This is a genomic window from Nonomuraea sp. NPDC005983, assembly GCF_040614375.1.
Taxonomy (GTDB): domain Bacteria; phylum Actinomycetota; class Actinomycetes; order Streptosporangiales; family Streptosporangiaceae; genus Nonomuraea.
The window spans coordinates 1-10,777 of record NZ_JBEXUP010000222.1; the positions used below are offsets into that span (position 1 = coordinate 1).

Sequence of the window (10,777 nt, forward strand, 5' to 3'; positions counted from 1 at the left end):
CCGCGGCCAGCCCGGCGCCGAACTCGCGGGCGGCGGCGTGAGGGTGCTCGGCCGGCCGCGCTGCGAGATCCACGAACGACCACACGTCATCGGCGACGTCCCCGGCGATTCGCGCCGCGAGCCGACCGGCCCGCTCGACGAGCGTGCAGCGCAGGCTCTCGTGCCGGCGGACCACCGCCCGCCACGCCGCCCGCAACCCGCCGACGTCCAGCGGCCCGGCCACCCGGTACGCCCGGCACACGGTGTGCGCCGGCGACTCGGGCGACAGCTCCGCCAGCAACCACAGCCCGTCCTGCGCGCTGGTGGTGACGGCGAAACTCGCCGCGCCATCGTCGGATCCCATTCCCCTGCCCTGCCGTCACGTCGCGGTCACGTCGATGTCGCCGCCGATCACCTCTTCGGTGACCGGCCCGTCCGGAGTAGGCGGATTCAGGCGGCGCGCGCGGCCCGCACGTCGTCCGGTCCGCTGTCGGGCCCGCTGCCGGTTCCGCTGTCCGTGCGCGGCAGGGGAGCCGACTCCGACGGCTTCCCGTTGCGCAGCACGCGCAGCATCATGCTGGGACGCATGAGCGCCGTCGGCGCCTCGACCATGCCCGCCACCCGCATGAACGCCCTGGTCACCTCGGGGTCGCGGGTCGCGGCGGCGTGCACCTTGGCGACGTACGCGTTGCCGATCCGGACCTTCAGCGGGCGAGGGCCCTCCACCTGGGGGTAGCTGAGGTCCCCGCCGACCGCCATGTCCCACGGCACGTCGATGACGCGGGAGATGTCCTGGTGGAAGCCGGCCGCCTCGGGCATGCCGCGGGTCAGGTGCTCCCGCAGGGTCAGCGCCTCGAGCGCCGCGACCGTCATGCCCTGGCCGTAGGCCGGGTTGAAGCTGCAGGCCGCGTCGCCGAGCACGAGGAAACCCTTGGGGAAGCGGGCCAGGCGCTCGTAGCGGCGCCGGACGCTCGCCAGGTAGCGGTAGACGACCGCGTCGGAGAGCGGTTCGGCGTCCCGGATGATCTCGTAGATGTCCGGCACCGGAAGGGACCTGGCGTACTCGAGGAACCCGTCGGGGTCGGTCGGCGCGCTGTCGCCGAGCACACCGGTGAGCGACAGCGCACACTTGCCGTCCTCGATCCGGGAGAAGAACGCGCCGCGCGGTGCCGCGGGCGTCGCCACCGGGTTGATCGACAGGTCGCCGTTCAGAACCGATTCGTCGGCAAGCCGGTAGATCCTGGACGTGTAGCTGATGTTGATCTTGACTCGGTCCTCGTCCGGCCGCCCGTAGCCGAGTTCGTCCAGCCACACCGGCGTTCGCGAACCGCGGCCGGTGGCGTCGATGACGAGCTCGGCGTCCAGGACCTCCTCGGTGCTCCCTTTGGCGTGGCGGTGGATCCTCGCCCCGATCACCCGGGAGTTGTCGCGGGTCGTGGTGATGCCCACGATGTCGGCCCGCTCGATCAGCGACACGTTGGGCAGGGCGGCCACCCTGGCCCGCACATGGGACTCCAGCATGGGCCGGGTGGCCGACACGCAGATCAGCCCGGTGGTGCTCGGCTTCAGCCGGGCACCGCCGAAGAACCAGCGAAGCTCGCCGAGGTCGCCCGTCGGGATGCCGGCGGCGGTCGCGCCCGAGGTGAAGCCGGGGAACAGCTCCTCCAGGATCTGCTGGCCGCGCGCCAGCAGCCCGTGCACGTGCCGGCCCTGCGGCACCCCGCGCCGGGCCGTGGTCACGCCGGTCAGTTCGTCGCGGTCCACTATCACCACCTCGGCGAACGACTCGGCAAGCACCCGGGCCGCGAGCAGCCCGGCCATGCTTCCGCCCAGCACGATCGCGCGGTGGCCTAGGCGCTGGCTCATCGCGGTACCTCCTCGATGTCGAAGCGAGCCTTGGCGAGCTCGCGCTGCGCCTTGGCAGCGAGAAAAACGGTGAAGCCCGCATGGGTGTGCAACATGGACATGTCCCGCCAGACGCGTTCGAGCCGCTGGCCCCTGCGCACCGCGCTGGAACCCGCGGTGGGCAGCAGGTGCTGTTCGACGGCGCGCCAGCTCAACTCGACCACCTGACGGCAGATCGTGGCGACGCGCATCTCGAACTCCCTGGTGAACGTGGCCGGGCCGCGCGCACAGGCCTCCTGCCACTGCTGCGTCGCGTTGAGGATGGCGGCCTCCGCGGTGGCGATCAGGCCGGCGGCCTCGCCGTACCAGAACTGGTAGTCCGGGTCGTGGGTGCGTGGGACGACGGGCGGGAACAACGTGGTGCGCGTGCGCATCAGGTCCTCGTAGGCGTCCAGGGCTCCTCTGGCGATGCCGACGGCGAGCACGGCGCTCTCCAGGTTCATGAAGCTCAACGGCCCGCCGCCGTACTCCGGGTTGCGGTGCAGGCGCAGCCCGGGCGCGCTGTCGGCGACCGAGAACTCGCTCATGTGGCCGTCGAGAGTGAAGTGGTCCGGGACGCGGCCGTTGTCGATGGTGATGCTGTGCGACCCGCTGCCGCGCAGGCCGAGCTGCTGCCCCCAGTCGTCCAGCCGGCGCCACTCGCTCCGCGGCGCGATGAACATCATCGGCGTCGGCTCGCCGTCCGCCCGGGAGACCAGGGCGTGGCCGAGGAAGTGCGTCGCGTAGGGCGAACCCGAGCAGTAGCTCCAGGTTCCGTTGATCACCCAGCTGCCGTCGTCGGCGCGCTCGGCGGTGCCGGCCGGCATGACCGTCGCGGGGCAGATGAAGTCGCCGGCCGCGAAGATCTCCTCCTGTGTCCGCTCCGGGAACATCGTGGCGACGGCGAGCGCGTGCGCGGCGCCGAGGGTGTACATCCAGCCCGTCGACGGGCAGCCGCGAGTCAGCGCCATCGAGACGCGCATGAACGTGTCCACGCCGAACTCGTAGCCGCCGAAGCGGCGAGGCACCAGAATGCGGTAAAAGCCGGCCTTGGCGAACACCTCGTGGGTGTCCGACGCGTAGAAGGTGCGGTCTTCGGTCTCCTGCTGACGTTCCACGAGGGTGGCCGCGATGGCCTCCGCCCTGGTGATGACGTCCGCCGGAGTCAGGCCCGGTTCGGGCGGGCGAGGAAATCCTTGTTCGCCAATACTCGCAGCGAGAACTGACATATACCGCACATCCTTTACTGGAAGCGTTGCTGCGCGTTCAGCATCACAAAATCGCGTCAGCGACTACATCTCCCAAATTGCCGCCACCAGGGAGATGCCGACGATGAAGGCCGATGTCAGCATGGACGGCGAAACCGTCGCGCGCCGCGCACCGGCCGCTCTCGCTCAAATGGAGGTCTCATGCCTTCGGACGCATCGACAGGCTCACCGCCGTTCGTGATCGACGCCGTGCTGTCCGAATATCCGTTTCCGGGATTTCTCGAACCGGTCCGGAAGTGGGCCGCGGAGTTCGAACGAGCACATCCCGAATATCGGGTCAATATTCGGGGCTGCTATTACGAGGACCTGCCGGCCGAGGTGTCCCGGCTGGCGCTGGCCGGTACGCCGCCGACGATCGCGTCCTACTACTCCGGCGCGTCCCAGCAGGCGATCGACACGGTCACCCGCGACGGCCGGCCGCTGTTCACCTCGATCGGGGCCCAGGTCGCCGGCCGCACGGAGATCCTCGGCGAGCCGGTCATCCTCGACGACCTCATCGCGGCCTGCCGCGGCTTCTACACCATCGGCGGTGAGGTCGCGGCCGTCCCGCTGACGCTTTCGACGATGCTCCTCTACACCAACACCACGATGCTGCGTGCCGCGGGAGTCAGTGCGGTGCCGCGGACCTGGGCCGACCTCATCGCGGCGTGCAAGGCGATCGAGCGGCTCGACGGCGGGCCGGAGTTCGCGGTCACCTGGCCGGACGACGGGAAGCTGTTCCAGCACGCGGTCGCCCAGCAGGGCGGCCTGTTCCTGGACAACGACAACGGCCGGTCCGCCCGCGCCGGCAGGGTGGACCTCGCCTCCGACGAGATCATGTCCTATGTGGCCTGGTGGCGGCAGCTCAACGAGCGTGGGTGGTACCTCTACACGGGCGCGTTCGAGGACTGGGTCGGCAGCGGCCGGGCGTTCGCCGAGCAGCGGGTGGTGTTCCGGTTCGGCTCCTCCTTCGAGATCGCCGCCATGTCCGAGGTCGGCCGGGCGGGCGGATTCGAGGTGACGGCGAGCAGCCTGCCGCACAACGAGCGGATCGCGCCGGTCGGCAACTGGATCGGCGGCGACGCCCTCTGGCTCGCCGACGGTCTGGATCCGGCGCTGCGCGACGGCGCGCTGGCGTTCATCCAGTACGTGAACAGCCCGCGCAACGGGGCCGACTGGCACAAGGCCGTCGGTTCCACGCCCGCCACCTACGGCGCCGTCGCCGTACTCGAACAGGAGGGCTGGTTCGCCGAGCAGCCACTGCACCGGGTGGCCACCGACCAGCTTGAGCGGACCGACGGCTCACCCGGGTCGAACGGGCCGGTGTTCCCCGGCTCGCACGGCATCCAGACCGCGATCATGGCGGCGATGGAGGACGTGCTGGTGCGCGGCGCCGAACCGGTTACCCGGTTCACCCGGGCCACCGCCGAAGCGCAGAAGGCCCTGGACGCCTACAACGCCACCTGCCTCGGCCCCGGCCCTCGCGACGGGAGCTGGTTGCTCGTCGGCACCTGATCCGGCACACCACCTCGCACAGCCCCTCGCACAGCACTGTGGCCCGGACGCTCTCGGAGCGGTCCGGGCCACAGCTCTTTCGCAGGCAGGCCCCTTCTGCGCGGTGTCCGGCTCCGGGCTGTCAGGCGCCGGCCCGCCGGCGCGCCGGGCCCTCGACCGGCTGCTTGGCGGTCCGGTACAGGAACCACTGGACCAGCATCAGGTCCACCACCCAGCCGATCCAGCGGGCCGCCTCTCCCAGATAGGTGAAGTCGATCTTGATCCCGAACCCGATGATGATCTTCGCCATCGTCAGGCCCCACACGTTGTTCATCACCAGCGCGAAGCTGTACAGCATGAACCGGCGGTGCAGGACGTACCGGCCCGTGCGGACCGCCCAGAACCCCACCAGCGTGGTGATGATCCACAGCGTGGTGGACATGAACGCGCCGATCTGGCCGACCACCGGCGCGAACGGGATGATGATGAGCCCGCAGACACCGCTGATCAAGGTGGCGGGCACGTAGATCCGCCCCATGGCCCGGTGCACCGCGGGGTGCCGCCTGCGCATCCACGGCCACACCTGCAGGCAGCAGGTCACCATGGCGACGGTGCCGAGCGAGATGTGCGTGATCAGCAGCGGGTAGTAGGCCGGGAAGCCGTCGTGCGCCGGAATCTGCGCCTCGGCCTCCGGCGTGCCGACGAACGGCCCCGCCTGCAGGTACAGGAACGCGGCTGTCACCAGCCACAGGGGAATGATCCACGGGCGCCGCCAGAACGGCTTCCCCTCGCGCTGTGCGGCACCCGCCGGCCGCGATGGTTGGTCAGGCCCGTCCGACTTGCGGTCCTCGCCGGTAGTTAACGACACGGTAGTTCCTCCGACCGTCTCTCATGGACTGAGCACATAGGACAAGCCGGGCGGCTGCGGCCCGGTGAGCAGAGCGCGGAACACCTCCGCGACCGCCTCCGGGCCCTGCTGCCGGCGGATGCTGAGCCAGGCGGTCGTCGACTCGAGGAACCGCTGCTCGGCGTCGTGGTAACGGGCGTAGAAGTGGTCCTCGCCCTCGTCCGCCACCGTCTGCTCCTCCACGGCCGGGGTGAAGAAGATCTCCGGCTCCGGCTCGGCCAGGTCCGGCGGCTGCTGTACCGACTCCGGATGCGTGTAGCCGACCAGCGCGGTGTGCGCCAGCTGGCCGGGGAACCGCTCGTAGAGCGCTGAGATCGACCGGTGCGCACCGGTGAAGTCGACGAACACCGCCGGCGCGAGGACCGAGGCGAGCTCGCCGTAGCCGACCACCATGTCGTAGCAGCCAACGTCGGCGACGAAGCCGACGTTGGCGGACGAGGTGAGCCCGACGGTCGGCAGGTCGCCGTGCCGGGCCAGCAGCTCGGCCAGCCCGATGGCGGTCCGGCTCGACGCACTGGTGATCAGCACCGACTTGGCGCCCCGCTCGGCGTGCCCGGCGACGAAGTCGGCGAGGTGGAACGAGGCGGGGAAGATCGGCCGGAACACGGCCCGCCGATCGTCGAGCGCGTCCGGTTCCGCCGCGCGCTGGAACGTCCGGTACCACGTGGGCAGGAAGGCGCGCTGCGGCGCCGTGTCGACGAAACCGCGGGTCGTGAGCTGCGCCGCGACCGTGTGGTGCGTGCCCATCGGTACGAAGCCGAAGTACCGGCCCCCGACGGGGATGTCGGGGTTGCGCGAGTCGGTCACCCGCAGGAAGGCCCACACCGGCACCCGGCCGTACCCCGCCGGGCCAGGGAAGGCCGCCCAGAACGGCAGCTCCGAGTCGCCGAGCCGGGCGTAGGTGACGGTGTTCATGGTCAGCGCGAACTTCTCGACCGCGAGCCGCGCCTCACCCGGTGCGAGCACCGGCTGAGGCGCCGGCCGGACCTCGGCGGCCGTCAGGTCGTCGCGCCGGACCAGCAGGTCCCAGCCGTCTCCCTCCAGAGCCGGAGAGTGCCGTCCTTTCAGCATCTGAACTCCCAAGAGGGTCTCACCGGTGAGGTTTCCTCGCCGAGACGATCACGTAGCCGATCTGGTTCCTGCGCGGTACGAAGAAGCCGTGGTGCAGCCGGGAGAACTCGTCGACCGCGTCCTCGCCGAACTTGGCCGTCACCTCGTCCCGCATGCGCAGCGCCGCCTCCAGGTACTTGGCCTTCTGGCCGAAGACCCGCGGACCGCACTCCGTGTACTCCTCGATCTCGAAGCCGGCGGCCCGCGCGTGCTCCAGCCACTGCGGCAGCGTGGGCAGCCTCGCCAGCTTGAGGGTGTCCATGAACGTGGCCACCCGCGCCGGATCTCCCTGGTCCGCCAGGCTGAAGTCGGAGAAGGAGATGCGCCCTCCCGGGCGCAGCACGCGGTACAGCTCGGCGAACACCTGGTCGAGGTCAGGAGCGTTCTGCAGCGACTCGAGCGCCAGCACCGCGTCGAACGTGGCGTCCGCACAGGACAGCGCCGTGAAGTCGTCGTACGCGAACGTCACCGTGCCGGCGACGCCGCCGGAGCTCGCACGCTGTACCGCACGCTCGATCTCGAAACGGCTCACCGTGATCCCGGTGACCCGCACACCGAACCGCGTCGCGAGGTAGACCGCGGTCTCCCCAGGCCCGCAACCGGCGTCCAGGACGTGCTCGCCGGCCCGCAGGCCAAGGGTGTCGGTCACCTTGCGGGTCATCCGGTGGACCGCCTCGGGCAGCGACGCGTCGTCCTCGCGGTCGTACCAGTACCACATGTGCAGCTGGCCGTTGCGTAGTTCGTCGCCGATCGGCGAGCGCTTGTCGTAATGCTCGCCGATATCCGCAGTCTTGCTCATGTGCCCACCCGGGTCGCCGTTGTTGGCGAGGCCATCGTGGCCGCCGATCCGCCGTGGTCGCATCTCTCGGCTTGCGCTCTTGGCAGCTGAATCGACGGCGCATCAGCAGAATGGCGCCGCGTGCCGAGCGGCCATATATCGACGCATTCGACTATGCCGCGCCCGCGAACGAAACCGGCGATAAACCGTGGCTCGCGGCAGCCGGCCGGGCCGCATAACGGAAGATGTCCGGCCGCCGCCGTCGATGCCACGATCGCTATTGGCCCGGCCTGCCCATTCGCCTCCGGGAGGAATCCCTGATGAAAGCCTCTGTTACCCATTCGACCGTCGCGGAATTGGTGAACTCGTTCATCAATGCGACGCCCGACGGTCTCGACGCGGCGTTTCACCGACTTGCCGGCGCGTTGTGGAGCGAGGGAGAACTGACCGACCTCGCCCTGGAGGCGACGCCGGCGCTGGTGGCCGCGCTCGACGAGGTCGGCTCCGACCGCCAGGGGTACCTCGCCATCCTGCTCGGCCTGCTCGCCGAGGCGGAGTACCCGCGCCTCGACGGTGAGGTGGCCACCGCCGTGCGCGCCGGCCTGGATCGCTACCTGGACCTGGTGCGCGGCGGCACGAGCGGGCAGCCGCTGACGCTCGCGCTGCTCTACCTGCTCGCCCACTTCCCCGCCGACCGCGACCGCATTCTCGCCGTCACCGGCGAGCTCCCCCTCGAGATCGAGGAGCGGACCCGCCTGGAGCGCGGGCTGGCCGAACTCGACCCGCAGCGCCCCGACCTCGGCCGGGTGTGGCCCGCTCCGTCGGTGTGGACGCTCGACGAGAAGGACGCGGCCTTCGCCGAGGCCGCGCTGAAGGGCCTCAGCCCCCAGCAGATCGTCAAGAACTGGGAGAACGACACCCGGACCCTCTGGGCGTTCACCGGCGCCCTGGCCTACTGGGCGGTGCGCAACGGCCCGCCCGCCCCCGTGACCGTCCGAACCGTTCCCGAGCGGGAGGCCATCAAGCAGGCGCCGGTCCGGCCGGTGGACGAGACGTTCGGCCCGCGCGCCGCGCTGCTGCGCTGCCCCACCTGCCGCGGCCCGATCGCGGTGCTGGAGAACGGCGCCCGGTGCGACACGTGCGCCACCACCTACCCCAGCGCCAACGGGATCCTCGACCTGTCCGCCGGCGTCCGTGACGGCCAGCCGGCCCACGAGGCGACCGCGGACCTGCTGCAGAAACTGACCGAGATGCCCACCATGGGCCTGGTGTACGAGGCCGTGCAGCGCCCTTCCTACCTGCGGTTGGCGGGCAGCAACTTCGGCAACGCGGTCACCCCGGCCGACGAGGACGCCTACATCATCGACAACCTCAAGTCCACCGAGGGGCCGGTCGTGGACCTGGCCGCCGGGGCCGGCCGGTGGACCGCCGTGGTGGCCGAGGCCGTCGGCGTCGACCGGCTGATCGCGGTGGACATGCTCCTGCCCATGCTCAACGTGCTGCGCGGCCGGCTGCCCGAGGTGCCCGCCGTCAGGGGCAGCGCCCTCAACCTGCCGTTTCGCAACGCAAGCGTCGGCGCGATCAACCTCTGGAACGCGCTGCAGGCCTTCCCCGACGACGCCGCGACGGCCATCGCCGAGATCGGCCGCTGCCTGCGTCCCGGCGGCATCCTCACGATGATGACGTTCCGGTGGAGCGACGACCCCGTCGCCCGCTACTTCCAGGCGTCGCACTTCTTCCCCAGCCGCCCGGACGGCCACATGCTGTTCGAGCTCGACCAGATCCGCCAATGGCTCGCCGACGCGGGACTGGTCGTGCGCAAGGAGTCGGCGAGCACCGCGACGTTCGTATTCATCACCGCCCAGCGCCCGGCCTGACCGGTTCACAGCAACGGCTACGAGAACAGTGGGAGACGTCCGATGGAGAAGCGCTGTCCCTTCCTGGACCCGACCGGCCAGGACATCCACGGCCAAGCCGACGCGCTGCGCGCGCAGGGCTCCGCCGTCCAGGTGGAGCTGCCTGGTGGCGTACGCGTCTGGTCGGTCAACAGTTACGAGGTGAGCAAGCGGCTGCTGACCGACGCCAGAGTCAGCAAGAGCGCCCGCAATCACTGGCCGGCGTTCATCAACGGCGAGATCCGGCCCGACTGGGAGCTGATCAGCTGGGTGGCGATGGACAACGTGTCCACCACCTACGGCGCCGACCACCGCAGGCTGCGCCGGCTGATCGGCAAGGCGTTCACCCCACGGCGGACCGAGGAGATCCGCCCGCGGGTGGTCGAGCTGACCACGATGCTGCTGGACGCCCTGTCGGCCGTGCCGCCCGGCGAGGTGGTGGACCTCAAGGAGCGGTTCGCCTACCCGCTGCCCGGCATGCTGGTCGCGGACCTGATCGGCATGTCCGAGGAGGCCAGGGTCGCGACCGCGAAGGTCCTCGACATGATGGCGCAGACCACCATCAGCCCGGAGCAGGCTCAGGAGGTTCTGCTGGGCTGGCGCACCGCCATCGCCGACCTGATCGCGCTCAAGCGCGCCCAGCCCGGCGAGGACATCACCAGCGACCTGATCGCCGCCCGGGACGAGGACGGCTCGCGGCTGAGCGAGCAGGAGCTCGCCGACACGATCTTCGCGATCCTCGGCGCGGGCTCGGAGACCACCATCAACTTCTTCGACCTGGCGATCACCCAGCTGCTCAGCCACCCCGAGCAGCTCGAGTTGGTCAAGTCCGGGAAGGCCGGCTGGGACGACGTCATCGACGAGGTCCTGCGGCTGGAGTCGCCGATCGCCAACCTGCCGCTGCGATACGCCGTCGAGGACATCGACCTGGGCGACGTGACCATCCCCAAAGGCGACCCGCTCCTGGTCAACTACGCCGCGATCGGCCGCGACCCCGCCGTGCACGGCGAGTCGAGGTGCGTCTTCGACATCACGCGACCGGACAAGGGGCACCTGTCCTTCGGCCACGGCCCGCACTTCTGCCTCGGCGCGGGTATCGCCGTCATGGTGGCGACGGTCGGCCTGTCCTCGCTGTTCGAACGCTTCCCCGACCTGAGCCTCGCCGTTCCCGTCGAGGAGATTCAGCCGTTGCCGACGTTCATCTTCAACGGCCACCGCAGCCTCCCTGTCCACCTGACCAAGGTCGACAGCGGCGTCGCCCAGGCCGCCTGACCGCTACGGCCGCGTAGCTTGTTCACCCGGGGCTTGCTCACCCGGGCTGCGGCCCGGTCGGAGGGTGTCCCGAGCTCCGCGGAGCCCGGGACACCCTCCGAGCATGTCCCGGGCTCGCAGCCGGCCTGCTCACTCGACGAGCAGGCCGGCTCCTGCTGCTGGTGGTGGCCGGCATGCTGCTGAAAGTCTCGCTCTTGTCCGAGACGTACGT

Annotated in this window: 9 protein-coding genes; 3 read left to right on the top strand and 6 right to left on the bottom strand. The window is 70.4% G+C overall.

The window, feature by feature from the left end; all coding sequences use genetic code 11:
- The 3 genes from ABZ297_RS44665 to ABZ297_RS44675 form a co-directional block, all read right to left on the bottom strand.
- Window positions 1-343, bottom strand: a 343-nt coding sequence (locus tag ABZ297_RS44665; protein WP_355359942.1) for a condensation domain-containing protein, incomplete at its 3' end; no start/stop codon positions are given.
- Window positions 344-429: 86 nt separating this feature from the next.
- On the bottom strand, window positions 430-1,845 hold the full coding sequence (locus ABZ297_RS44670; protein ID WP_355359945.1) for an FAD-binding monooxygenase: 1,416 nt from the start codon (window positions 1,843-1,845) through the stop codon (window positions 430-432).
- Window positions 1,842-3,092: an acyl-CoA dehydrogenase gene (locus ABZ297_RS44675; protein WP_355359948.1), complete on the bottom strand. Its 1,251-nt coding sequence runs from the start codon at window positions 3,090-3,092 to the stop codon at window positions 1,842-1,844. The genes ABZ297_RS44670 and ABZ297_RS44675 overlap by 4 nt, the downstream gene beginning before the upstream one ends.
- A 180-nt stretch (window positions 3,093-3,272) precedes the next feature.
- Here ABZ297_RS44675 and ABZ297_RS44680 point away from each other — a divergent pair, with 180 nt between their 5' ends.
- Complete coding sequence (locus ABZ297_RS44680; RefSeq protein WP_355359951.1) at window positions 3,273-4,625, top strand: extracellular solute-binding protein; 1,353 nt, start codon at window positions 3,273-3,275, stop codon at window positions 4,623-4,625.
- Window positions 4,626-4,746: 121 nt separating this feature from the next.
- On the opposite strand, the gene ABZ297_RS44685 is transcribed toward ABZ297_RS44680, so the two are convergent.
- The 3 genes from ABZ297_RS44685 to ABZ297_RS44695 are packed head-to-tail and all read right to left on the bottom strand — an operon-like array spanning window position 4,747 to window position 7,420.
- On the bottom strand, window positions 4,747-5,472 hold the full coding sequence (locus ABZ297_RS44685; RefSeq protein WP_355359954.1) for a DUF2306 domain-containing protein: 726 nt from the start codon (window positions 5,470-5,472) through the stop codon (window positions 4,747-4,749).
- A gap of 21 nt (window positions 5,473-5,493) precedes the next feature.
- Window positions 5,494-6,582, bottom strand: coding sequence for a DUF2855 family protein (locus ABZ297_RS44690; protein ID WP_355359957.1), 1,089 nt, complete (start codon window positions 6,580-6,582; stop codon window positions 5,494-5,496).
- A 19-nt stretch (window positions 6,583-6,601) separates the two neighbouring features.
- The gene (locus tag ABZ297_RS44695) at window positions 6,602-7,420 is read right to left on the bottom strand and encodes a methyltransferase domain-containing protein (protein WP_355359960.1); all 819 of its coding nucleotides are present in this window, start codon (window positions 7,418-7,420) and stop codon (window positions 6,602-6,604) included.
- Between the two features lie 299 nt (window positions 7,421-7,719).
- On the opposite strand from ABZ297_RS44695, the gene ABZ297_RS44700 reads away from it, so the two are divergent.
- Together ABZ297_RS44700 and ABZ297_RS44705 are read left to right on the top strand one after the other, a co-directional pair.
- The gene (locus tag ABZ297_RS44700) at window positions 7,720-9,276 is read left to right on the top strand and encodes a class I SAM-dependent methyltransferase (RefSeq protein WP_355359963.1); all 1,557 of its coding nucleotides are present in this window, start codon (window positions 7,720-7,722) and stop codon (window positions 9,274-9,276) included.
- A 42-nt stretch (window positions 9,277-9,318) separates the two neighbouring features.
- A complete protein-coding gene (locus tag ABZ297_RS44705; RefSeq protein WP_355359966.1) occupies window positions 9,319-10,566 on the top strand; it encodes a cytochrome P450 in 1,248 nt (415 codons plus the stop codon).
- Window positions 10,567-10,777: the final 211 nt, after the last annotated feature.